We start from the raw sequence: 23,840 nt of genomic DNA on the forward strand, positions 1-23,840 counted from the left end.
TGGCCGGTGTGGTCAGCCGTTCGCGGTGGTGCCGTCCACGACCTCGGCGACGGCCTTCTCGACCAGTTGCGTCAGCTTGGCGGGGGTCAGCCCGGACGCGCCGCCCGCGGAGTCGGTGACGGTCTCGCCGTTCACCTGCACCACCGGCACGGAGGTGAACCCGGCCGCGGCGAACTCCTCCTGGGAGCGTCGCACCCAGCCGTCGTGGTCCCCGCCCTGGACGCACGGGACGAAGTGCGTCTCGTCCACGTCACCGGCCTTCTTCGCCAGGCCCTTGAGGAACACGTCGCTGGTGAACGGATCGTCCTGGGCGTCGGCGGGCTGGGCGTCCCAGACCTGCGCGACGAACTCCTGGAACCGGCCCACGTCCTGCGCGCACGCGGCCGCGTTGGCCGCCGCCAGGGAGCCGCTGCCGCCGTCCGCGGCGTCGGTCGGCGTCACCAGGCGGTAGTCGATCCCCACCTGACCGGTGGCGACCAGATTCGCGAGGGTGTCCGCGTACTCGGCGGCGAAGGCCCTCGACTCCGGGCTGCGCAGGTCCTCGTACACGGTCAGCGTCACCGGCAGCTTCGCCGGCCGGACCGGCACCGCCAACTGCTCCTCGCCCGAGGCACCGGCCGGCACCTTGACCTCGTGCTGCTTCTCACTGCGCACATGCGCCCCGAGGACGGCAGAACCCCCGAACACCACACCCAGGACGATCACCGTCCCGGCATAGGACCGCCAGCGCTTGGACTTCGTCTGCTTCACCGGGACTTTCTACCACCGCGTACGACCACGCCCCCTGGGGGGTGGGGCCTCACGCCCACGGTCGCGGGGGGCGGGAGGGCTCCGGGCCGGTCGTGGGAGGGTGGGCCGGTGAACGATGGGACAGCGCCTCTGGTCGTGGTCGACGCCGCCAACACCGTGGGGTCCGTGCCCGACGGATGGTGGCGGGACCGGCACGGGGCGACGGAGCGGGTACGGGACGCCCTCGCCGGGCTGGCGCGGACCGGCCTGCCCGAGCGGGCGGACGTGCCCCAGTGGGCCCGCCGGGCGCCGCTCGACATCGTGCTCGTCGTGGAGGGCGCGGCCCGGGGCGTGGCGCCCGTGCCGGGGGTACGGGTCGAGGCGGCGTCGGGCAGCGGGGACGACCTCGTCACCGAACTCGTCGCGGCGCGGGCGCCGGAGCGGCCGTGCCTGGTCGTGACGGCCGACCGAGAGCTGCGCCGGCGGGTGACCGCCCATGGCGCGGAGGTCGCCGGCCCGCGGGCGGTGCGCGGCTGACTAGCCGCGCGGCGGCCGGACGTACAGCACCGCGCCGTCGGCGGTGCCGGCGCGCTCGTAGCCGCCCCGGTCGAGCAGGCGGCGCAGGCCGGGGACGTGCGCCGCGTCGTAGGGGGCTCCCCGCGAGTCGTCGACGACGACGTCGGGGGGCGCGGCGGCGAACTCCCTGCGGAAGTCCGCCCAGGCACCCGGCACGGCGTACCGCTCCCCGACCCGGGCCCCGCCGCGGCCGCCGCTGAAGTTGGTGAGGAATCCCGCGGTGAGGAAGCGGCCGGCCGGTGCGCGTCCGGACAGCCAGTACTGCTCCGGGTGCATGCCCCAGACCAGGACGGTGCCGTCCGCGTCGGTGCGGGCGCGGATCGCGGCGGCGACGGCCCGGGCGTGGTCGAGTTCGGCGCGCGGGGCCGCGAAGCCCCAGCCGGTGAAGACGGTCGCCGCCAGCATCGTCCAGACGGCGGCGGCCCTCAGGGCGGGCCCGCGGGCGGGCAGCCGGCGCAGCGCGGCCACCCCGACGAGCGTGAGCGGGGGCAGCAGTTGCAGGTAGTAGTGGCCGTAGAACTGGAAGCCCACCACGACGGCGACGGCGGACGCGCCGAGCCAGATCCACAGCTCGGCCCCGGCCCCCGCCCGCCGGCGCGCGGCGAGCCGGACGGCCGGCAGTAGGAGCCCCGCCCCGGCGGCCGCGAGGATCGCGGCGTTGCCGAGCCCCCGCCCGGCGGCGAGCAGCCAGGCGCCCTCGGGAGACATGTAGGTGCCGGACCCGGTGACGGTCCAGAAGACGAAGCGCCCCGCACCGGTCACCAGGGCCACTGCCGCGACGGGCAGCGCGCACCCCGCCGTCAGCCGGACCCAGGCGCCCGCGGGCGCGGCCCCGCTCTCCCGTCCTGCCCGCCACAGCATCCAGACCACCGGGAGGAGCACCACCGCGCCGGTCTGCTTGGTCAGCGCCGCCCCCGCCACCGCCATCCCCGCCGCGCCCCAGCGCCGGCGGTCGGCGCAGAGCACGGCGGCCGCCGTCCACGGGAGGGTGAAGACCTCGAAGGTGGCCGCCTGTGTGTCCTCGGGCGCCAGGCCCACGGACAGCAGCAGGTAGCCGAACCCGGCGGCCGCGCCCCACCGGTCGCCCCAGCGGCGCCGGGCGAGGACGACGAGCAGCGCCGCGGTCGCCACGTGGGCGAGGACCGCAGCCACCCGCAGGGGCCACAGCGAGCCGTCCCCGAAGAGCGCGAACGCGCCCTGGTAGAGCCACGGCAGGAACGGGGGTTTGCGGTCCACCACGGTGTCGTAGAGGACACCGCCGGAGGCGAGCACACGCGCCTGGGTCGCGAGGAACCCCTCGTCGGGGTTCCAGACCGGGCGTACGAAGGAGGGCAGGTGGACCAGCGCCGCCACGAACGTCAGCAGCGGGAGCAGCACGGGCCACGAGAGCCGGGTGAACGCCGAGGGCGCCCGGTACGGGGCCGCGCCCGTCCCTCGTTCCGGAGGCGCGGGCGCGGCGGCGCGGGCGGTCTCGGGACGGGTCGGCACGCGCCCAACGTACCGGGCGCCCTCCCGCCGCGTCAGCTCACCCCTGGCGGGCCGACTTGCGCACCCGGCTGTGCCGGTAGCCGTAGAGGAAGTAGACGACGCAGCCGATGACCATCCAGACGGCGAACCGCAGCCAGGTCTCGGCCGGCAGGTTGAGCATCAGCCACAGGGTGGCGAGCACCGACACCGCGGGCAGCCACGGCACGAACGGGGTGCGGAAGGCGCGAGGCAGGTCGGGACGGGTGCGGCGCAGCACCACGACGCCGACGGCGACGACGACGAAGGCGAACAGGGTGCCGATGTTCACCAGCTCGGCCAGTTCCTCGATGGTGGTGAAGCCCGCGACGATCGCCACGATGCCGCCGAGCAGGATCGTCGAGCGGTAGGGCGTGCCCCGCGTGGGGTGCACCTGGGAGAAGAAGCGCGGCAGCAGTCCGTCGCGGCTCATCGCGAAGAAGACCCGGCTCTGCCCGAGCAGCAGGATCATGCAGACCGTCGTCAGGCCCACCACGGCGCCGAAGGCGATCAGCCCGGCCCAGAAGGGGTGGCCCACGGCCTTGAAGGCGTCGGCCAGCGGCGCGTCAACCGTCAGTTGGCTGTAGTGCTGCATGCCGGTGACGACGACGGACACGGCGACGTACAGCACGGTGCAGATGATCAGCGAGCCGAGGATGCCGCGCGGCACGTCGCGCTGCGGGTTCCTGGTCTCCTCGGCGGCGGTGGCGACGATGTCGAACCCGATGTAGGCGAAGAAGACCACGGCCGCCGCGGTGAAGATGCCCATGACGCCGAACTGGGACGGTTCGAAGCCCGAGATCAGCTGGATCAGCGGGGCCTTGATGCCGGCCTCCGCGCCCTCGGACCGCACGGCCGGCGGGACGAACGGCGTGTAGTTCTGGCCTTTGATGAAGAACGCGCCCACGACGATCACGATGAGCACCACGGTCAGCTTGATGGCGACCACCACGGAGGTGACCCGGGCCGAGAGCTTCATCCCGGCGACCAGGATGGCGGTCAGCACCGCCACCAGCAGGAAGGCCAGCAGGTCGAAGTGGAAGCCGCTCTGCTGGCCGCCGGACAGCACCGAGGGCAGGTGCCAGCCCCAGTTGTCCATGATCGAGCGCACGTACCCCGACCATCCGACCGCGACCACGGCGGAGCCCAGGGCCAGTTCGAGGACGAGGTCCCAGCCGATGATCCAGGCGGGCAGTTCGCCGAGGGTCGCGAAGGAGAAGGTGTAGGCGGACCCGGCCACCGGCACGGTGGAGGCGAACTCCGCGTAGCACAGGGCGGCGAGCGCGCAGACGACGCCGGCGGCGACGAAGGACAGGGCGACGGCGGGGCCCGCGTTCTCCTTCGCCACCTTGCCCGTGAGGACGAAGATGCCGGTGCCGATGATCACTCCGACGCCGAAGACCGTGAGGTCGAGGGCGGACAGTGACTTCTTGAGCGCGTGCTCCGGCTCCTGTGTGTCCCGCAGGGACTCCTCGACCGATTTGGTACGGAAGAAACCGCTCCGACCCTTCGCCGTGTTACCGCCCACGTCCACCGGCGCACCTCCACAGTTGTTCCTGCATCACAGCACCCGCAGAGGCTTGTGACCGGATCTGGCGCGCCTACACATCGGCAGAAGGGCCGGGCGATCACCCGTAAGGGTGTCGCCCGGCCCGGTGGTGCCGAGGGCGGGAAGCGGGCGTCAGTCGCCCGCGACCTGCGGTGCGGGCTCGTCGGCGTAGCGGTCCCCGAGCCGGCTGACGAGACCGGTCACCTGGCGCGCGATGTCCGGGGCTGTCAGGCCGATCTCGGCCATGACCTCCTTGCGGCCGGCGTGGTCGAGGAACTCCTGCGGGATGCCGAAGTCGCGCAGCGGCACGTCCACGTTCGCGTCGCGCAGCGCCTGGGCGACGGCGGAGCCGACACCCCCGACGCGCCCGTTGTCCTCGACCGTGACGACGACCCGGTGGCCGGCCGCGAGACCGGGCAGGGCCGCGTCGACGGGCTTGACCCAGCGCGGGTCGACGACGGTGGTGGTGATGCCCTGGGCGTCGAGCAGGCCGGCGATCTCCAGGCACATCGGGGCGAGCGCGCCGACGGAGACCAGCAGGACGTCCGGCTTGGCGCCGTCGCCCTGGGGCTCGGCCGCGCGCAGCACGTCCATGCCGCCGACCTTGCCGACGGCCTTGACCGCCGGGCCGACCGCGCCCTTGGAGTAGCGGACCACGGTCGGGGCGTCCTCGACCGCCACGGCCTCGCGGAGCTGGGCGCGCACCTGGTCGGCGTCGCGCGGGGCGGCGATCCGCAGGCCGGGGACGACCTGCAGGATCGACATGTCCCACATGCCGTTGTGCGAGGCGCCGTCGGTGCCGGTGATGCCGGCGCGGTCCAGGACGAAGGTCACACCGCACTTGTGGAGCGCGACGTCCATCAGCACCTGGTCGAAGGCGCGGTTGAGGAAGGTCGCGTAGACCGCGACCACCGGGTGCAGGCCGCCGGTCGCCAGACCCGCCGCGGACACCGCGGCGTGCTGCTCGGCGATGCCGACGTCGTAGACGCGCTCGGGGAAGGCCTTGGCGAACTTGTCCAGGCCGACGGGCTGCAGCATCGCCGCGGTGATGGCGACGATGTCCTTGCGCTCCTTGCCGAGCTTGACCATCTCCTCGGCGAAGACCGAGGTCCAGTCCGCACCCGAGGCGGCGATGGGCAGCCCGGTGTCGGGGTGGATCTTGCCGACGGCGTGGAAGCGGTCGGCCTCGTCCTGCAGGGCCGGCGTGTAGCCGCGGCCCTTCTCCGTCAGGCAGTGGACGATGACCGGGCCGCCGAAGCGCTTGGCGCGCTGCAGCGCGGACTCCAGGGCGGCGAGGTCGTGGCCGTCGATCGGGCCGACGTACTTCAGGCCCAGGTCCTCGAACATGCCCTGCGGGGCGATGAAGTCCTTGAAGCCCTTCTTGGCGCCGTGCAGCGTCTCGTACAGCGGCTGGCCGATGACGGGGGTGCGCTCCAGCAGCTCCTTGGTGCGGGTGAGGAAGCGCTCGTAGCCGTCCGTGGTGCGCAGCGTGGCGAGGTGGTTGGCGAGGCCGCCGATGGTGGGCGCGTAGGAGCGCTCGTTGTCGTTGACGACGATGACCAGCGGGCGGTCCTTGGCGGCGGCGATGTTGTTCAGCGCCTCCCAGGCCATGCCACCGGTCAGCGCGCCGTCACCGATGACGGCGACGGTGTGGTCGCGCTTGCCGAGCTGCTCGTTGGCCTTGGCCAGGCCGTCGGCCCAGCCGAGCACCGTGGAGGCGTGGCTGTTCTCGATGACGTCGTGCTCGGACTCGGCGCGCGAGGGGTAACCGGACAGGCCCCCCTTGCCCTTGAGCTTGGAGAAGTCCTGACGGCCGGTGAGCAGCTTGTGGACGTAGGACTGGTGCCCGGTGTCCCACAGCACCTTGTCCTTCGGCGAGTCGAAGACCCGGTGCAGGGCGATGGTGAGTTCGACGACACCGAGGTTCGGCCCCAGGTGCCCGCCCGTCTTGGAGACCTCGTCGACCAGGAAGGTACGGATCTCGCCTGCCAGCTCGACCAGCTGCTCCGGGCTGAGCCGGTCGAGGTCGCGCGGTCCCTTGATACGGGTCAGCAGCGCCACCCGTGCCTCCTTGTTGTCGCTTGCCGGTCACCCGAGTGTATGTGTTCGCGTTTTCAGCTCCGCACACACCTGTGCCCGGCGCTGGGATGATCTTCCCTGCGCCGGGCACGTCACGCCACTGGTGCGGTGAGAACCGTCAGCCGCGGCCGGCGGCCTTCTGGCTCTTGCGGGACACCGAGTCGATGACCACGGCGGCGAGGAGCACCGCGGCGGTGATCATGTACTGCAGCGCGGTGTTCATGTTGAGCAGGTCCAGGCCGGTCTGGATGGACTGGATGACCAGCATGCCGAGCAGGGCGGACCAGACGGTGCCGCGGCCGCCGAAGAGGCTGGTGCCGCCGATGACCGCGGCCGCGATGGCCAGCATCAGGTAGTTGCCGCCGCCCGCGCCGAGCGAGGCGGTGTAGGTCTGGGCGGCGAAGAACAGACCGCCGATCGCCGCGAACGCACCGGAGATGGCGAACACGGAGATACGGATCATGGCGACGTTGATGCCGGCCCGGCGGGCCGCTTCGATGCCGCCACCGACCGCGAAGATCTTGCGGCCGTAGGAGGTGCGGCGGAGCACGAAGTCGGTGATGACCAGGGCCGCCAGGAAGATCACCAGCGCGTTGGGGACACCGCTCGCCTGGTTCAGCACGTAGGCGACGACGAAGGAGACCACCGCGAGGGCGCCGACACGGAGCGCGATCTCGCTGGTGGGCCGGAAGGGGACGCCGGCGGCACGACGGCGGCGCTGCTCGATGAGCGAACCGGCGAGCATGGCCACCGTGCCGAGGCCCGCCAGCAGGTAGGCGCCGGCGATGTCCTGGTCGAGGAAGAAGGACTGCTGACCCAGGATGTGCAGCGGGCCGGTGTCCTGGATGGAGAGGCTTCCGCTGTCGCCGAGCAGCTGCAGCATCAAGCCGTTCCAGCCGAGGAAGCCGGCGAGGGTGACGACGAACGCGGGGACGCCGATCTTGGCGAAGAACCAGCCGTGCAGGACACCGATGAGGATGCCGGTCAGGATCGTCAGGATCAGGGCGAGCCACGGGTTCATCCCGTGGGTGGTCGCCAGGATCGCGAAGAGCGAGGACGCCAGACCGCTGACCGAGCCCACCGACAGGTCGATCTCGCCGAGCAGCAGCACGAAGACCAGGCCGATGGCGAGCATGCCGGTGGCCGCCAGGAAGAAGCCGATGTTGGCCAGGTTGCCGGCGGTCAGGAAGTTGCTGGACTGGGTCTGGAAGACGGTCCAGATGATGATCAGGCCGATGATGACCGGCAGCGAGCCGAGCTCACCGCCGCGCACCTTGCGCTTGAACTCCGTGATGTAGCCCTTGAAGCCCTCTTCACGGACGAGCAGACGCGGGTCGACCACGGGCACCGCAGCCGAGGACGCGTCCTCGACCGCTGCCACCGCGTCCTGCTTTACGGTCTTCGACGTGTCGCTCACTTTGCATCCTCCGTGCGCCGCGCCTGACGGCGGGTCACGGCGTTGTCCGTGGCGCCCGTGATCGCGGAGATGATTTCTTCCTGGGACGTGCTCTTGACGTCGAACACACCGTTGTTGCGACCGAGCCGCAGTACCGCCACCTTGTCGGCGACGGCCTTGACGTCCACCATGTTGTGGCTGATGAGGATGACGGCGAGGCCGCGCTGGCGCAGCCGCTCCACCAGGTCGAGCACCTGGGCCGTCTGCTCCACACCGAGGGCGGCGGTCGGCTCGTCGAGGATGACCAGCTTGGGGTCGCCGATCAGGGCGCGCGCGATCGCGACGACCTGACGCTGACCACCCGACAGGCTCGCGATCGGGATGCGGACGCTGGGGATGCGGATCGACAGGGTGCTCAGCAGCTCCCTGGACCGCGCCTCCATGGTGACCTCGTCGATCACGCTGGCGCGCTTGATCTCGCGGCCGAGGTAGAGGTTGGCGACGACGTCGAGGTTGTCGCAGAGCGCGAGGTCCTGGTAGACCGTCGCGATTCCGAAGCCCTGGGCGTCGTGCGGCTTGTTGATGCTGACCGGCTTGCCCTCCCACTCGATGACGCCTTCATCGATGGGGTGGACACCCGCGATCGTCTTGACCAGGGTCGACTTACCTGCGCCGTTGTCGCCGACGAGCGCGACGACCTCACCGGCGTGGACCTCCAGATCGACATCGGTGAGTGCCTGGACCGCACCGAATCGCTTGGAGACTCCGCGCAACGCCAGCACGGGCGTAGCGGACACGTGAACCATCTCCTTCGCCGCCTGACCGGCGGGGATGCCGCGCTTGCAGGGGCGCGGAGTTTTGTGCAAACTGCACAGCTTTACATGAACGGAAGCGAACTGTCTGTCCGGCGCCCGCCCCGTCAGCGGGGTCTGTTGGACGGGGCGGGCACCGGACAGGTTCGCGTGGCGGCCTCCGGAGGGAGGACCTGCCGTGTTACTGGATGCCGGCGGCCTTGCAGGCCTTGGCGAACTCGGCCGTGCAGATCTCCGCGACGGAGTACAGCTTGTCCGCGATGACCGTGTCCTTGACGTTGGCCTTGGTCACCGAGACCGGGGTCAGCAGCTGGGACGGAACCTTGTCACCGGAGCCGCTGGTCAGCGAGGTGGTGGCCAGGGAGGCGATGTCCTTGCCCTCGATCAGGTTGACCGCGAGCTGGGCGGCGGCGTCGGCCTCGGGCTTGAACGCCTTGTAGACGGTGCTCGACTGGCTGCCCGCGATGATCCGCTGGATGCCCGCGAGTTCGGCGTCCTGACCGGTCAGCGGGATGCCGCTGATGCCGGCGCCCTTGAGGGCGGTGGCGATGCCGCCGGCCATGCCGTCATTGGCGGCGTAGACGCCCGCGATGTTCTTGGCCTTGAGCTGGGTGATGGCCGCCGTCATCTTCTGGTTGGCGACGGTGTCCTTCCACAGACCGCTCTGCTCGTAGGCGATCTTGACCTTGCCGTCGAGCACCTTGTGGGCACCCGCCTTGAACATCGCGGCGTTCGGGTCGGCGTCGTCACCGTTGATCATGACGACGTTCGCCGACGGCTTCGCCTTGTCGCCGAGCGCGTCGAGCAGCGCCTGGCCCTGCAGCTCGCCGACCTTCTCGTTGTCGAAGGAGACGTACGCGGAGACCGGGCCCTGGGCGAGGCGGTCGTAGGCGATGACCTTGATGCCCTTGTCGACGGCGGCCTGGACGGAGGTCTTGATGGCAGCGGCGTCCTGGGCGCTGATCACGATCACCTTGACACCCTTGGTGATCATGGTCGAGACCTGCTGGGCCTGCTTGCCCGAGTCGCCCGCGGCGTTCGCGTACTGTACGTCGCAGTCGGCGCACAGCTCCTTGACCTTGGCCTCGAACAGCGGCTTGTCGAACTTGTCGTACCGCGCGGTGACGCTGTCGGGAAGCAGCAGACCGATGGTCTTGCTCTTGCTGCCGGTGCTGCTGCTGCCGCCGTCCGCCTTGTCGTCGCCGGCCTTGCCGCACGCCGCAACGGAAAGGGCCATGGAGACGGCCGCGGTGCCGATCACGACGCGACGCATCATTGCGTTCATGTGGGGTTGCCTCCCTGACAGGGCCGCAAAAGACTGCGGCCGAGGTGAGCGTGAGTCAACTCGGCAACAGCCTTGACGTCAAGAAGTAAATACTTAACGAGATGGCAACGGTGCGTTTCGTTATCTAGATGAACGCAGAGTGATCTCTACGACACAGCGACCGCTGCAGGGACATCCGCATCCAAAAGGGTCGAATCCCCCACCTCGCTGAGGGCCAGCGCCAGGGCGCCCAGCACCTCCGCGCGAGCCCCCAGGCCCCCGGAGACAACGGACAGGCGCCGCGCCGCACTGGGGATCGCGTACCGCGCCACGGACTCCCTGAGGGGCGCGAGGACCAGTTCCCCGGCCTCGGCGAGATCGCCGCCGAGCACCACCCGGCTCGGGTTCAAGAGGTTGGCGAGGCTGGCGACGCCCATGCCGATGTGCCGGCCGACGTCCGCGATGACCCGGCGGCAGCCCGGGTCGCCCTCGCGGCCCAGCTGCACCATGCGCGCCAGGGTGAGACCGGGGCCGTGGCTGCCGCGCAGCAGGTCCAGTACGTAGCGGGCGGCGGTGAAGGTCTCCAGGCAGCCGCGGTTGCCGCAGCGGCACACCGGGCCGGACTCGTCCAGCGTGATGTGACCGATCTCGCCCGCGGTGCCGCCGGGCCCGCGGTAGATGCGGCCGTCGATCACCAGCCCGGCGCCCACGCCGCTGGCCACCTTGATGTACGCCAGGTCCTTCACCCCCCGGCCGCCGCCCCAGACCAGTTCGCCGAGGGCGCCGAGGTTGGCGTCGTTGTCCACCTGGACGGGCATGCGCAGCCGCTCGGCGAGTTCCTGGCGCGGGTTGATGCCGCCCCACCCCGGGAGGATGGCGGTGGACCCCAGCGCGCCGGTCTCCACGTCGATCGGGCCCGGCACGCCGAGCCCCACGCCGATCACCTTGCGGGCGTCGATGCCGCTGGACTCGATCAGCCGCGCGACCAGGTGCTCGGCCCGGTCGAAGCCCTCGGAGGCCGAGGCGTCCACGTCGATCGGCTCGGACTGCTCGGCGAGCACCTGGTGGGCCAGGTTGCCGACCGCCACCCGCAGGTGGGAGTGCCCGAAGTCGACGCCGACGACGACGCCCGCGTCACCGGACAGCGCCACGGCGCGGGCCCGGCGCCCGCCCGAGGAGGTGGGGGTGACCTGCACGGTCCCGTTGTCCCGCAGTTCGCGGACGATGTTGGAGACCGTCGCGGCGGACAACCCCGTCGTACGGGCGATCTCCGCCTGCGTCAGCGAACCCGCCAGGCGTACGGCCCGGACCACCCGCTCGAGGTTGGCCCGATGCAGCGACGACTGGGATCCCGGAGTCTCCACGACCATTCCACTCCTGCCGAACCGGACGGGAGCCACGCCGATGAGACCCCGTCGTCTACAACATGTGAACTCTAAGCAAGCCTTTAGGCTCGCTTCCCGTCAAGGGGCAGAACCAGACCGCCGACCTAATGCCCGAAAAATCCAGAAGCGGCCCCGCATACGGCGGGACCGCTTCCGCTCCGCCGCCCGGACGACCGGGCGACGGCCACGTGGAGTGACCTTCCGGTTACTTCAGGGTGCCGGCCGTCAGACCCGCCTGCACCTGCCGCTGGAAGGAGAGGTAGACCACGAGCACCGGGAGCATCGCGATGGTCATGCCCGCGAAGAGCGCCGGGTAGTCACCGGAGTACCCCTGCTGCTGCGCCAGGTTCACCAGGCCCTGGGCCAGCATCGAGCGGTCCGGGTCGCTGCTGGACTGCTGCTGCATGAGGGTCATCGGCAGGATGTACTGGTTCCACTGGCCCAGCACGTTGAAGATTCCCACGCTGATCAGGCCCGGCTTCGCCATCGGCAGCATTACCTGGAAGAAGGCGCGGGTGTGCGAACAGCCGTCGATCATCGCCGCTTCGTGGACCGCCGTGGGCAGGGTCCTGAAGAAGGAGTGCATGAAGAAGACGGTGAAGGGCAGCGAGTAGGCGACGTAGACCAGGATCAGGCCCTGGTAGGTGTTGAGCATGCCCAGGTTGCTGACCATGAAGAACAACGGCACGAGGGCGAGGTACACCGGGAACATCGCGCCGCCGACAAACAGGTAGAAGATGATCCGGTTGCCGGGGAATTCGTAGCGCGCCAGCACGTACGCGGTCATCGACCCCAGCAGCATGGTCAGCGGGACCGAGAACACCAGCACGATCACCGTGTTCACGAAGAACTCGCCGATGCCCTTCTCCCAGGCCCGGGAGAATGCGTCGAAGGACCAGTGCGAGGGCCAGGACCAGGCGCTCGCGCCGATCTCCGTGTTGTTCTTGAAGGAGCCGAGGACGATCCATGCCAGCGGCAGAAGGATCATCACGCCCCACAGGACCAGGAAGCCGTGCGAGAAGACGTTGAGCGTCGTGCCGCCGTCGGCGAAACGTTCCCGGTCGGTCTTCTTGCTGCCGATCGTGGTGGGCTGCCCCTTGAAGACCGGTACCGGAGTGGGCTGCTTGATGGGAGTGGCCATGGGATGCGCTCCCCGCTCAGTACTCGATGCGATCGCGGCGGGAGACCCGCAGCGCGATGGCGGAAAGGATCAGGGTGAGGAAGAGGATGACGACGCCCATGGCACAGGCGTAGCCGCTCTTTCCGAAGGTGAGGAAGTTGCGCATCAGGTAGGTCGCCATGACCTCACCGTGGTAGTCCGGGCCGCCGCCGAAACTCGATCCCGGAGTGAGGACCGAGGCCAGCACGAAGAAGTCCATCGCGGCGATGGCGAGGTACACCCAGGCCGTCTGCACGCTGTCCCAGAGCAGCGGGAGCGTCACCTTGAAGAAGGTCTGCAGGCGGCCGGCGCCGTCCAGCAGCGCGGCCTCGTAGATGTCCTTGGGAACGGACTGCATGGCCGCCGAGAACAGCACCAGGTAGAAACCGACACCGGCCCAGATCTGCACGCCGAGCAGGCACCACATCACCAGGTCGGGGCTGTTCAGCCATTCGACCGGGGCACTCGGGTCCTGCAGGTGCAGTTTGATGAGGATGCCGTTCAGGAGGCCGCTTCCGTCACTGCGGTAGACCGCCTGGAACAGCACGACGAGAATGGCGACGGAAAGCACCTGGGGAAAGAAGAAGACCACCTTGTAGAGGGCGGATCCGCGCACTCCGCGCACGCCCGTGGTACCGCCGCGGCCACCCACGTTGAGCATGAAGGCGAAGAAGAGCGCCAGCAGGATCGTGATCACCGGCAGGAAGACCAGCAGCAGCACATTGTGCTGGAGCGCCTGCAGGAAGACGTGGTCCCCGAAGAGCTTGGTGTAATTCTCCAGGCCGACGAAGTGCATCTCCTGGGACTGCCCGGACCAGTCCGTCAGGGAATACCCGAACGTCTGGAGGTACGGCCAGATCACGAAGACGACGTAGAGCACGACCGGAATGACGAGGAATCCCGCGATGAACGGGTACTTGCGGTAACGCATGGCGCTGCTCCTGCCATCGGGTAGACCGTCGCACCGGGGCCCCGAACGCCCCCCGGACCATCAGGGGGCACCGGGGCCCCGGTGCGCAAGGGCCGGGCGAACTAAGAGCCCTTCTTGGCCTTCTCGGCCGCCGCCTTGACCCGCTTGAGCCAGTCGGCGGGCTTGATGCGCTTGGCCATCAGCTCGGCGCTGGCGTTCTGCACGTCGGTGTCGAAGGCACTCTGCGTGTTGATGTAGTTGTAGTTGAAGACGTTGCTCCCGGCCGCGGTGAGCGCGGTGACGGTGGACGCGGTGCCCGGGCGCAGCTGGACGTCGGAACCGACGCCGTCCTTGAGCACGGTCAGCGAGTTGGCCGTCTGGGCGAACTTGCTCGAGGCTTCCTTGGTGAGCATGATCCGCAGGAACTCCAGGCCGCCCGCCTGGTTCTTGGCCTTCTTCGGGACGATGAAGGGCTCACCGGCGCCGGCCCGGATCGCCTCGAAGGGCAGCTTGTCGCCGTCCAGCGAGGGGATCGGCAGGAAGGTCATCTCGAAGTCCGAGGGGGTGGCCTTCAGCTGCTCGTTCTCCAGCCACGAACCGCAGGGGATGAAGGCGGCCTTGCCCTCGTTCCAGGCGGTCTGGGACTCGATGTGGGTCATGCCGTTGGTGCCGGGGAGCAGGTAGCCCTTGTCGGCGATCTGGTAGACGGCCTCGACGGCCGCCTTGGCGGCGGGCTCGTCCCAGACGGTCGCGTCCATGTCGTCGATGCGCTTCACCAGGTCGGGACCGCCGTGCTTGGCGATGAGGTCCATGACCACGATGTTGATGTAGTACGGGTACTTGCCCTGGTGGCAGAAGGGCGCGATGCCGGACTTCTTGATCTCCTCGCACAGCGACATGAAGTCGGCCCAGGTCTTCGGCGCGGTCCAGCCCTTCTCCTTGAAGAGCTTGCCGGAGTACCACAGGCCCCAGACGGTGTAGATGTAGGAGAGCTGGTACATCTTGCCGTCGTCGAAGCTGCCCGTCTCGATGGTGCCGGGCTGCAGGACGTCCCTGATCTTCTTGCTCGGGTCGTCGATGTAGGGCGCGTCGAGCAGCGGCGTGAGGTCGGTGAGCTGGCCGCTCTTGTAGAGCACGTCCAGCTTGATCTGCTGGGCGCCGGAGTCGTCGACGACGTCCGGCGGGTTGCCGGCGTTGAAGCGGGGCTGGAGCTTGCCGGTGATCTCCTGGGTGCCCAGGTGGCTGACCTTCGACCCGGCGAACTTCTTCTTGTAGATCTTCTCGAACTCGACGGCGTACGCGTCCCCGTAGCCGCCCTTGAAGATCACGACGTCCAGAGGGGCGTCGTTGGCCACGCCGAAGGGGTTCTCCTTGGACTTCTCGCCCTTCTCGGTGCCCTTGTCGTTGCCACTGCCGCTGGACGCACAGGCACTCAGCAGACCCGCGGCGGGAGCGGCCAACAGGCCCACCGCTGCGGCCCGCTTGATCAGATCACGCCGGTTGACGTCGGATCTCATGCTCAAGTCCTCACCTTCTCCAGGACCCATGCGGTGCGGAGTTGAATCTGTGCACGGGCCACGCACCCGTTGTTCCCCCCGCGCAAGCCCGCGTTCAGCGGGCCTCCTGGACGCCGACAGGTATAGTCCACTTCCCGCGAGGTGGGCAAGGTCATGCGCGCTTTTGACAGACAGCTTTCCCTAGTTGAGACCTGCCGGTAACGCGGACGGGCCCGCACCCCCGGCGGGGATGCGGGCCCGTTCGACGGGTCCGGACGCGGTGATCCTTACTTGCGGATCAGGGAGCGCAGGACGTACTGCATGATGCCGCCGTTGCGGTAGTAGTCCGCCTCACCGGGGGTGTCGATGCGGACCACGGCGTCGAACTCGACGCCGGTGTCGGTCGTCACCTTGACGGTGCGCGGGGTGGTGCCGTCGTTGAGTTCGGTGATGCCGGAGAACGCGAAGGTCTCCTCACCGGTCAGGCCCAGCGAGGCCGCCGTGGCGCCCTCGGGGAACTGCAGGGGCAGCACGCCCATGCCGATCAGGTTGGAGCGGTGGATGCGCTCGTACGACTCGGCGATGACGGCCTTGACGCCCAGCAGCGCGGTGCCCTTGGCGGCCCAGTCGCGGGAGGAGCCGGAGCCGTACTCCTTGCCCGCCAGGACGACCAGCGGGGTGCCGGCGGCCTGGTAGTTCTGCGACGCGTCGTAGATGAAGGCGACCGGGCCGCCCTCCTGCGTGAAGTCGCGGGTGTAGCCGCCCTCGGTGCCCGGCGCGATCTGGTTGCGCAGGCGGATGTTGGCGAACGTGCCGCGGATCATGACCTCGTGGTTGCCGCGGCGGGAGCCGTAGGAGTTGAAGTCGCGGCGCTCCACACCGTGCTCGGTGAGGTACGTGCCGGCCGGGGTGTCGGCCTTGATCGCACCGGCCGGGGAGATGTGGTCGGTGGTGACCGAGTCGCCCAGCTTCGCCAGCACACGGGCACCGGCGATGTCGGTGACCGGGGCCGGCTCCATGGCCATGCCCTCGAAGTACGGGGGCTTGCGGACGTAGGTCGACTGCGGGTCCCACTCGAAGGTGTTGCCGGTCGGGATCGGCAGCGACTGCCACTGGGCGTCGCCGGCGAAGACGTCCTGGTAGGAGGTGCTGAACATGTCCTGGCCGATCGCGGAGGCGACGACCTCGTTGACCTCCTGCTCGGAGGGCCAGATGTCCTGCAGGAAGACCGGCTTGCCCTCGGTGTCCGTGCCGATGGCGTCCTTGGTGACGTCCACCTTCATGGAGCCGGCGATGGCGTACGCCACGACCAGCGGCGGGGACGCCAGGTAGTTCATCTTCACGTCCGGGTTGATCCGGCCCTCGAAGTTGCGGTTGCCCGACAGCACCGAGGTCACGGCCAGGTCGTGCTCGTTGACGGCCTTGGAGACCTCGTCCGGCAGCGGGCCGGAGTTGCCGATGCAGGTGGTGCAGCCGTAGCCGACCAGGTTGAAGCCCATCTTGTCCAGGTACGGGGTGAGTCCGGCCCGGTCGTAGTAGTCCATGACGACCTTGGAGCCCGGGGCGAGCGTGGTCTTCACCCACGGCTTGCGGGTCAGGCCCTTCTCGACCGCCTTCTTGGCCACCAGGGCGGCGGCGACCATGACGTACGGGTTCGAGGTGTTGGTGCAGGAGGTGATCGCGGCGACGGTGACGGCGCCGTGGTCGATCTCGTACGTGGACCCGTCGGGAGCCGTCACCAGGGTCGGGCGGGTCGGGACGCCGTTGGTGGCGGCCGGGGAGTCGGAGGCCGGGAAGGACTCCTTCCCGGACTCGTCCGCGGTGTCGACGTAGTTGCGCACGTCGCTCTTGAACTGCTCGGCGGCGTTTGCGAGGACGATGCGGTCCTGCGGGCGCTTGGGGCCGGCGATGGAGGGTACGACCGTGGAGAGGTCCAGCTCCAGCTTCTCGGAGAAGTCCGGCTCGGCGGCCGGGTCCAGCCACAGGCCCTGCTCCTTGGCGTACGCCTCGACGAGCGCGAGCTGCTGCTCAGAACGGCCGGTCAGCTTCAGGTAGTTAATGGTCTCCGCATCGATCGGGAAGATCGCCGCGGTGGAGCCGAACTCCGGCGACATGTTGCCGATGGTGGCGCGGTTGGCGAGCGAGGTGGCGGAGACGCCCTCGCCGTAGAACTCGACGAACTTGCCGACGACACCGTGCTTGCGCAGCATCTCGGTGATGGTCAGCACGAGGTCGGTCGCGGTGGTGCCGGTGGGGAGCTCGCCGGTCAGCTTGAAGCCGACGACGCGCGGGATCAGCATGGAGACCGGCTGGCCGAGCATGGCGGCCTCGGCCTCGATGCCGCCGACGCCCCAGCCCAGCACGCCGAGGCCGTTGACCATGGTGGTGTGCGAGTCGGTGCCGACGAGGGTGTCGGGGTAGGCCTGGCCGTTCCGGACCATGACGGTGCGGGCCAGGTGCTCGATGTTCACCTGGTGGACGATGCCGGTGCCCGGCGGGACGACCTTGAACTCGTCGAACGCGGTCTGGCCCCAGCGCAGGAACTGGTAGCGCTCCTTGTTGCGGCCGTACTCCAGCTCCACGTTCTGCGCGAAGGAGTCCGGGGTGCCGAACTTGTCGGCGATGACCGAGTGGTCGATGACCAGCTCGGCCGGGGCCAGCGGGTTGATGCGGGACGGGTCGCCGCCCAGCTCCTTGACGGCCTCGCGCATGGTGGCGAGGTCCACCACGCAGGGCACGCCGGTGAAGTCCTGCATGATCACGCGGGCCGGCGTGAACTGGATCTCCTGGCTCGGCTGGGCCTGGGAGTCCCAGCCGCCGAGCGCACGGATGTGGTCGGCCGTGATGTTGGCGCCGTCCTCGGTGCGGAGCAGGTTCTCCAGCAGCACCTTCAGGCTGTAAGGGAGGCGCGCGGAGCCCTCGACCTTGTCCAGCCGGAAGATCTCGTACGACTCGTCGCCCACCTGCAGGGTGCTGCGGGCGTCGAAGCTGTTCGCCGACACGACAGTCTCCTTCGTAACTTTGCGCGTACCACCGCAATGCTGCCGCTTCGACCCCTGGCCGATCCGCTAAGGTAAGGCTAACTAAGGGGAGCCTTACCCCTGGCGGCAGCGGTGCGCCTTGGCAGATATCTCGATGTCGAGATAACTCTAATACATCACCGCTGCCGGGTCATGCGCCGGGCCGTCTGTGTGCGGCGTCACGCTCCTTCCGCTGTGCCCGGGCGCCCGGGGGTGCCCCTCCCGCTCCTCCCCCGCCCCGCGCCGAGGGCGCCGTCCACGAAGGCCGGACGGCACCCACCTCGGGTGAGGCTTTGCCGTCACCCCTCCGGGAGCATCAGGGCGTTGAGCTCGCCCCAGGGGATGCCGCCCGCGACGGCCGCATAGGTGCCGGTGGCGAGCAGTTCGCGCGTGGCCCGGTCGACCAGCGTGTAGGCGGCCTCGGCGACCGCGCTGCCGAGGCTGACGCGCGCCGCGCCCGCGGAGGCCAGCACGGACACCGGTGGCGCGCCGGGCCCGGCGAGGATGCCGACGGGGGCGTCGATGCCCTCGGCCAGGGCGGCGACGACGGCCGGGTCGCTCACGCCGGGCACGAAGATGCCGTCGGCGCCCGCCGCGAGGTAGCCGGCGGCACGCTCCAGGGTCTCCCCCAGGTCGCCCGCGCCCCGCAGGAAGGTGTCGGTGCGGGCGTGGACGAACAACGGCACCCCGGCCTCGTCGGCGGCGCGGCGGGCGGCCGCGATGCGGGCGGCCTGGTCGTCCACGGCGCGCAGGGCGGCCGGGCCGCCGTCGTGGGAGTCCTCGATGTTGATGCCGACCGCGCCAGCGGCCAGCACCGCCCGCACCGTCTCCGCGACGCCCTCGGGGTCGGCCGCGTAGCCGCCCTCGACGTCGGCGCTGACCGGGACGGAGACGGCCGCGGCGACCCGCGCGGTCAGTTCCAGCGCGAGGCCGCGGTCGACGTGGTCGCCGTCCGCGGTGCCCAGGGTCCAGGAGACCCCGGAACTGGTGGTGGCGACGGCGGCTGCCCCGGCGCGCTCGGCAACGCGGGCGCTCGCCGCGTCCCAGGCGTTGGCCAGGAGCAACGGGCGCCCCGGGACGTGGAGGGAGCGGAAGAGTTCGGCCTTGGCCTTGAGTTCGCTGATCACGGACCGCAGTCCATCACCGGCCGGCGCCCGGGTCCGGCGGATTTCCGACACGTACGTCCCGCGCCGCCTCCCCGTACGTCCACGTCGGATTCTCGCTAGCCCCGGCCCGCGCGGGCCACGGATGCTGGGGGATGTGCATGAGGACTTCGAGCGCTGTGTGCGCGCCGTGCAGTCGAAGGACTCCCGTTTCGACGGGTGGTTCTTCACCGCGGTGCTGACCACCCGCATCTACTGCCGGCCCGGCTGCCCCGCGGTGCCGCCCAAGCCGGAGAACATGAGTTTCCATCCGAGCGCGGCCGCCGCCCAGCAGGCCGGCTTCCGCGCCTGCAAGCGCTGCCGCCCCGACGCCGCCCCCGGTTCCCCCCGGTGGAACGAGCGGGCGGACCTGGTGGCCCGAGCCATGCGCCTGATCGCCGACGGGGTCGTCGACCGGGACGGCGTGCCCGGGCTCGCGGCGCGTCTCGGCTACAGCACCCGGCAGGTCGAGCGGCAGCTGCGGGCCGAGCTCGGGGCCGGGCCGCTCGCCCTCGCCCGGGCGCAGCGGGCGCAGACGGCCCGGCTGCTGATCGAGACCTCGGCGCTGCCGATGGCCGACGTCGCCTTCGCCGCAGGGTTCAGCAGCATCCGCACCTTCAACGACACCGTGCGCGAGGTCTTCGCGCTCACCCCGAGCGAGCTGCGGACACGGGCGGCCCGGTCGCGGCACTCCGTCCCCGCCGCCGACGTGTCGGGCTCGCTGACGCTGCGGCTGCCCTTCCGGGCGCCGCTGTGCCCCGGCAACCTCTTCGGGCACCTGGCCGCGACCGGCGTGCCGGGTGTGGAGGAGTGGCGGGAGGGTGCGTACCGCCGCACACTGCGGCTGCCCCACGGCCACGGGATCGTGGCCCTGCGGCCCGAGCCCGACCACGTCGCCTGCCGGCTCTCCCTCACCGACTGGCGGGACCTGTCGCACGCCATCAGCCGCTGCCGGTGGCTGCTCGACCTGGACGCCGACCCGGTCGCCGTCGACGGGCTGCTCCGGCAGGACCCGCTGCTCGCCCCGTACGTGGACGCGAACCCCGGGCGCCGGGTGCCGCGCACGGTGGACGGGCCCGAGTTCGCGGTCCGCGTGGTGCTCGGGCAGCAGGTGTCGACCGCGGCGGCGCGCACGCTGGCCGGCCGGCTGGTGAGGGCGCACGGCGAGCCCGTCGCCGACCCCGGGGGCGGGCTGACCCACCTGTTCCCCTCGCCGTGGGCGCTGACGGCCCTGGACCCGGGGTCCCTGGCCATGCCGGGCACCCGGCGGGCCACGCTGACCTCCCTGGTCGCCGCGCTCACCGAGGGGGGCCTGGACCTGGACGTCGGCAGCGACTGGGAGAAGGCCCGGCGGCAGCTCGCCGCGCTGCCGGGCTTCGGCCCCTGGTCGGTCGAGGTGGTCGCGATGCGGGCGCTCGGCGACCCGGACGCCTTCCCCGCCACCGATTTGGGCGTACGGGCGGCCGCGGAAAAACTGGGCCTCCCGACGACCCCCGCGGCCCTCGTCCGGCGGGCCGCGGCCTGGCGGCCGTGGCGCGCGTACGCCGTCCAGCACCTGTGGGCCACCGGCGAGCACCCCGTCAACGTCCTGCCCTCCGACCGAGCCTGAGGAATGTTCATGTCCCTTCGCACACACGCCCTCATCGACAGCCCGGTCGGGCCGCTGACCCTGGTCGCGACCGGCGGTGTCCTGTCCGGTCTCTACATGACCGCGCAGCGCCACCGGCCGCCGGAGGAGTCCTTCGGCGCGCGCCGCGCCCCGGACGAGTCCCCGTTCGCGCCCGCCGCCGAACAGCTGGGGGCGTACTTCGAGGGCGGGTTGACCGCCTTCGACCTGCCGCTGGACCTGCGCGGCACCCCCTTCCAGCAGCGCGTCTGGGCGGGTCTGCGGGCCATCCCGTACGGCACGGTGATGACGTACGGTCAGCTGGCGGACAAGCTCGGCAGCCCCGGCGCGTCGCGCGCCGTCGGGCTCGCCAACGGACGGAACCCGGTCGGCATCATCGTGCCCTGCCACCGGGTGGTCGGCGCCTCCGGCGGTCTCACCGGATACGGAGGCGGTCTGGAGCGCAAGCGGTTCCTCCTGGACCTGGAGCTCGGGTTGACATCTCATATGTGAGATAGTCTCTCCCCATGGGAGACGACTACCTCGCACGCATCGGCAAGCTCATCCGTGACGCCCGACAGCACCGGGGCTGGACCCAGTCGCAACTTGCGGAGGCGCTTGGGACCAGCCAAAGCGCGGTGAACCGTATTGAACGCGGGAACCAGAACATCAGCCTTGAGATGATCGCCCGAATCGGTGAAGCGCTCGACAGCGAGATCGTCTCCCTCGGCTACGCGGGCCCCATGCACCTGCGCGTCGTCGGCGGGCGCCGGCTGTCCGGCGCCATCGACGTCAAGACCAGCAAGAACGCGTGCGTGGCGCTGCTGTGCGCCACGCTGCTGAACTCCGGGCGGACCACCCTGCGCCGCGTCGCGCGGATCGAGGAGGTCTACCGCATCCTGGAGGTGCTGAACAGCATCGGCGTGCGCACCCGCTGGATCAACGACGGCAACGACCTGGAGATCGTCCCGCCCGCGCGGCTGGAGCTGGACGCCATGGACACCGACGCCGCCCGGCGCACCCGCAGCGTGATCATGTTCCTCGGCCCGCTGATGCACCGCACCGACCGCTTCCGCATCCCGTACGCGGGCGGCTGCGACCTCGGCACCCGTACCGTCCAGCCGCACATGACCGCGCTGCGGCACTTCGGGCTGGACGTGACCGCCACCAGCGGGATGTACCACGCCCGGGTCGCCCCCTCCGTGGCCCCGCGGCGGCCCATCGTGCTGACCGAGCGCGGCGACACCGTGACCGAGAACGCCCTCCTGGCGGCCGCCCGGCACGAAGGGGTGACCGTCATCCGCAACGCCAGCTCCAACTACATGGTCCAGGACCTGTGCTTCTTCCTGGAGGAGCTGGGGGTTCGGGTGGACGGCATCGGCACCACCACGCTGACCGTGCACGGCGTCGCCGAGATCGACCGGGACGTGGACTACGCGCCCTCGGAGGACCCGGTGGAGGCCATGAGCCTGCTGGCCGCGGCCGTGGTCACCGAGTCCGAGCTGACCATCCGCCGGGTGCCGGTGGAGTTCCTGGAGATCGAACTGGCGGTCCTGGAGGAGATGGGCCTGGACCACGAGCGCTCGGCCGAGTACCCCGCCGACAACGGCCGCACCCGGCTGATCGACCTCACCGTGCGCCCCTCCAAGCTGCGCTCCCCCATCGACAAGATCCACCCCATGCCCTTCCCGGGCCTCAACATCGACAATGTGCCCTTCTTCGCGGCGATCGCCGCCACGGCACAGGGCTCGACCCTCATCCACGACTGGGTCTACGACAACCGCGCCATCTACCTCACCGAGCTGACCCGGCTCGGCGCCAACGTCAAGCTGCTGGACCCTCACCGGGTGCTGGTCGAGGGCCCGACCCGCTGGCGCACCGCCGAGATGATGTGCCCGCCGGCCCTGCGGCCCGCCGTCGTGACGCTGCTGGCGATGCTCGCCGCCGAGGGCACCTCGGTACTGCGGAACGTGTACGTCATCAACCGCGGTTACGAGGAGCTGGCCGAGCGGCTGAACTCCATCGGGGCCCAGATCGAGACGTTCCGCGACATCTGACCCGTCCCGCCCCTCCTGGCCGGGAAACCGGCTACTCCCCCGCAAGGTGGCCGTGATAATCATGCTCCGGGCCGCGGATCATGGCCCATGGGGGGAAACGGCCAGGCCAGGAGGGGGTCTTCATGGTGGCGGTCCGACGTGGTCCCGCGGGCGGGACGGCGGACGGCGGTACGAGAGGCGGATCGGGGCTCTCGCTGAGGCGGTGGGCACCGCGTCCCGTGGCACGGATGAGCCCCGCGATGGGGAACCCGCGCCTCGCACGACTGCTGGCGGCGGCCGAGGCGGCCGACTGGCCGGCGATGCGCGACGAGCTGTCGGCGGTCTCCGACGACGGGGAGCGCGGCTGGCTGATCGCCAACGCCACCGAGGTCGCGGGCTACGAGCAGTGGATGCCCAATGCCGTCGCGGACGAACCCGAGTCGGGTCTGGCGCTGCTCGTGGCCGGTGCCCGCCAGGTCGCCTGGGCCTGGGAGGCGAGGACCGGACTGCGGGCGAAGCACGTCTCGCGTGAGCAGTTCCAGATCTTCCACGAGCGCCTCGAGGTCGCCGAGGACCTGCTCTACCGGGCCGCCGAGCTCGAGCCCGGCTGGGCGTCCCCCTGGTACTTCCTGCAGATGTCCGCCCGGGGGCTGCAGATGGGCCAGGACATCTCCCGCCTGCGCTTCGAGGCCGCCGCCCGGCGGGTCCCGGAGCACCTGGGCGCGCACCAGCAGCAACTGCAGCAGGTCTGCGCGAAGTGGGGCGGCTCCCACGACGAGATGCACGCGTTCGCGCGCGCGTCCGTGCTGAACGCCCCCGAGGGCAGCGCGCTCGGCGTGCTGGTCGCGGTCGCGCACCTGGAGCACTGGCTCGACCTCGATCGCGGCGCCACCGACAGCCCCTACATGCGGACGGCCCACGTCGTCGCGGAGCTCCACGAGGCCGCCGACCGCTCGTACCGCCACGCCGCGTACGGAGAGCCGGTCAGCCGGCTCGGCACCCTCAACACCTTCGCCCTGGCCTTCGTCCTGGCCGGCGAGAAGAAGGCGGCCGCGGCCGCCTTCACCGCCACCGGCGGGCTCGTCACGGAGTTCCCGTGGCAGTACCTCGACGGCAGCGTCCCGGTGTCGCCCTACCGCACCATGCGGTTCCGCGCCGGACGTCCCTGACCGTCACAC

Annotated in this window: 18 protein-coding genes; 5 read left to right on the forward strand and 13 right to left on the reverse strand. The window is 70.5% G+C overall.

What is annotated here, in order from left to right; translation table 11 throughout:
* Positions 1-12 precede the first annotated feature (12 nt).
* On the reverse strand, positions 13-750 hold the full coding sequence (locus PV342_RS03295; RefSeq protein WP_500315767.1) for a DsbA family protein: 738 nt from the start codon (positions 748-750) through the stop codon (positions 13-15).
* Between the two features lie 108 nt (positions 751-858).
* On the opposite strand from PV342_RS03295, the gene PV342_RS03300 reads away from it, so the two are divergent.
* The gene (locus tag PV342_RS03300; RefSeq protein ID WP_400795709.1) at positions 859-1,266 is read left to right on the forward strand and encodes an NTP pyrophosphohydrolase; all 408 of its coding nucleotides are present in this window, start codon (positions 859-861) and stop codon (positions 1,264-1,266) included.
* Here the strand turns inward: PV342_RS03300 and PV342_RS03305 are convergent, their stop codons facing one another.
* From PV342_RS03305 to PV342_RS03360, 12 genes are all read right to left on the reverse strand, one after another.
* On the reverse strand, positions 1,267-2,793 hold the full coding sequence (locus tag PV342_RS03305) for an ArnT family glycosyltransferase (protein ID WP_500315768.1): 1,527 nt from the start codon (positions 2,791-2,793) through the stop codon (positions 1,267-1,269).
* Positions 2,794-2,830: 37 nt separating this feature from the next.
* On the reverse strand, positions 2,831-4,342 hold the full coding sequence (locus PV342_RS03310) for an amino acid permease (protein ID WP_400795703.1): 1,512 nt from the start codon (positions 4,340-4,342) through the stop codon (positions 2,831-2,833).
* 147 nt (positions 4,343-4,489) lie between these two features.
* Positions 4,490-6,418, reverse strand: coding sequence for a 1-deoxy-D-xylulose-5-phosphate synthase (gene dxs / locus PV342_RS03315; RefSeq protein ID WP_329185191.1), 1,929 nt, complete (start codon positions 6,416-6,418; stop codon positions 4,490-4,492).
* A gap of 136 nt (positions 6,419-6,554) precedes the next feature.
* Positions 6,555-7,853, reverse strand: coding sequence for a sugar ABC transporter permease (locus tag PV342_RS03320; protein ID WP_386987205.1), 1,299 nt, complete (start codon positions 7,851-7,853; stop codon positions 6,555-6,557).
* A complete protein-coding gene (locus PV342_RS03325) occupies positions 7,850-8,638 on the reverse strand; it encodes an ATP-binding cassette domain-containing protein (RefSeq protein ID WP_037733039.1) in 789 nt (262 codons plus the stop codon). Before PV342_RS03325 ends, PV342_RS03320 begins: the two co-directional genes overlap by 4 nt.
* A 187-nt stretch (positions 8,639-8,825) precedes the next feature.
* Positions 8,826-9,929, reverse strand: a complete 1,104-nt coding sequence (locus tag PV342_RS03330) for a sugar ABC transporter substrate-binding protein (protein ID WP_386987208.1) — start codon at positions 9,927-9,929, stop codon at positions 8,826-8,828.
* 146 nt (positions 9,930-10,075) lie between these two features.
* Positions 10,076-11,272, reverse strand: coding sequence for an ROK family transcriptional regulator (locus PV342_RS03335; RefSeq protein WP_500315769.1), 1,197 nt, complete (start codon positions 11,270-11,272; stop codon positions 10,076-10,078).
* Between the two features lie 226 nt (positions 11,273-11,498).
* Positions 11,499-12,434: a carbohydrate ABC transporter permease gene (locus PV342_RS03340; protein WP_018563232.1), complete on the reverse strand. Its 936-nt coding sequence runs from the start codon at positions 12,432-12,434 to the stop codon at positions 11,499-11,501.
* Positions 12,435-12,450: 16 nt separating this feature from the next.
* Positions 12,451-13,383, reverse strand: coding sequence for a carbohydrate ABC transporter permease (locus tag PV342_RS03345; RefSeq protein ID WP_361003624.1), 933 nt, complete (start codon positions 13,381-13,383; stop codon positions 12,451-12,453).
* A 101-nt stretch (positions 13,384-13,484) separates the two neighbouring features.
* The gene (gene ngcE, locus PV342_RS03350) at positions 13,485-14,879 is read right to left on the reverse strand and encodes an N-acetylglucosamine/diacetylchitobiose ABC transporter substrate-binding protein (RefSeq protein WP_400796494.1); all 1,395 of its coding nucleotides are present in this window, start codon (positions 14,877-14,879) and stop codon (positions 13,485-13,487) included.
* A gap of 266 nt (positions 14,880-15,145) precedes the next feature.
* Positions 15,146-17,860, reverse strand: a complete 2,715-nt coding sequence (gene acnA / locus PV342_RS03355; RefSeq protein WP_400795687.1) for an aconitate hydratase AcnA — start codon at positions 17,858-17,860, stop codon at positions 15,146-15,148.
* A gap of 317 nt (positions 17,861-18,177) precedes the next feature.
* Positions 18,178-19,005: an isocitrate lyase/PEP mutase family protein gene (locus PV342_RS03360; protein ID WP_500315770.1), complete on the reverse strand. Its 828-nt coding sequence runs from the start codon at positions 19,003-19,005 to the stop codon at positions 18,178-18,180.
* Between the two features lie 133 nt (positions 19,006-19,138).
* Here PV342_RS03360 and PV342_RS03365 point away from each other — a divergent pair, with 133 nt between their 5' ends.
* The 4 genes from PV342_RS03365 to PV342_RS03380 all read left to right on the forward strand — a co-directional run bounded on the left by PV342_RS03365 (position 19,139) and on the right by PV342_RS03380 (position 23,831).
* Positions 19,139-20,629 carry an AlkA N-terminal domain-containing protein gene (locus tag PV342_RS03365; protein ID WP_400795681.1) on the forward strand — a complete coding sequence of 497 codons (1,491 nt, stop codon included), beginning with the start codon at positions 19,139-19,141 and terminating at the stop codon, positions 20,627-20,629.
* A gap of 3 nt (positions 20,630-20,632) precedes the next feature.
* Positions 20,633-21,139 carry a methylated-DNA--[protein]-cysteine S-methyltransferase gene (locus PV342_RS03370; protein WP_329185201.1) on the forward strand — a complete coding sequence of 169 codons (507 nt, stop codon included), beginning with the start codon at positions 20,633-20,635 and terminating at the stop codon, positions 21,137-21,139.
* Positions 21,140-21,153: 14 nt separating this feature from the next.
* Complete coding sequence (locus tag PV342_RS03375) at positions 21,154-22,683, forward strand: helix-turn-helix domain-containing protein (protein WP_018563239.1); 1,530 nt, start codon at positions 21,154-21,156, stop codon at positions 22,681-22,683.
* A gap of 239 nt (positions 22,684-22,922) precedes the next feature.
* The gene (locus PV342_RS03380) at positions 22,923-23,831 is read left to right on the forward strand and encodes a hypothetical protein (protein WP_400795673.1); all 909 of its coding nucleotides are present in this window, start codon (positions 22,923-22,925) and stop codon (positions 23,829-23,831) included.
* Positions 23,832-23,840: the final 9 nt, after the last annotated feature.

Origin of the sequence: Streptomyces sp. PA03-3a, assembly GCF_033792735.1 — a bacterium.
Lineage (GTDB): Bacteria > Actinomycetota > Actinomycetes > Streptomycetales > Streptomycetaceae > Actinacidiphila.

What these genes read in the sequence shown, in the direction of transcription:
- PV342_RS03340 (WP_018563232.1), bottom strand. Translation starts at nt 12,434, where the DNA reads ATGGCCACTCCCATCAAGCAGCCCACTCCGGTACCGGTCTTCAAGGGG.
- PV342_RS03370 (WP_329185201.1), top strand. Translation starts at nt 20,633, where the DNA reads ATGTTCATGTCCCTTCGCACACACGCCCTCATCGACAGCCCGGTCGGG.
- PV342_RS03345 (WP_361003624.1), bottom strand. Translation starts at nt 13,383, where the DNA reads ATGCGTTACCGCAAGTACCCGTTCATCGCGGGATTCCTCGTCATTCCG.
- ngcE (WP_400796494.1), bottom strand. Translation starts at nt 14,879, where the DNA reads ATGAGATCCGACGTCAACCGGCGTGATCTGATCAAGCGGGCCGCAGCG.
- PV342_RS03375 (WP_018563239.1), top strand. Translation starts at nt 21,154, where the DNA reads ATGGGAGACGACTACCTCGCACGCATCGGCAAGCTCATCCGTGACGCC.
- PV342_RS03330 (WP_386987208.1), bottom strand. Translation starts at nt 9,929, where the DNA reads ATGAACGCAATGATGCGTCGCGTCGTGATCGGCACCGCGGCCGTCTCC.
- PV342_RS03325 (WP_037733039.1), bottom strand. Translation starts at nt 8,638, where the DNA reads ATGGTTCACGTGTCCGCTACGCCCGTGCTGGCGTTGCGCGGAGTCTCC.
- PV342_RS03380 (WP_400795673.1), top strand. Translation starts at nt 22,923, where the DNA reads ATGGGGAACCCGCGCCTCGCACGACTGCTGGCGGCGGCCGAGGCGGCC.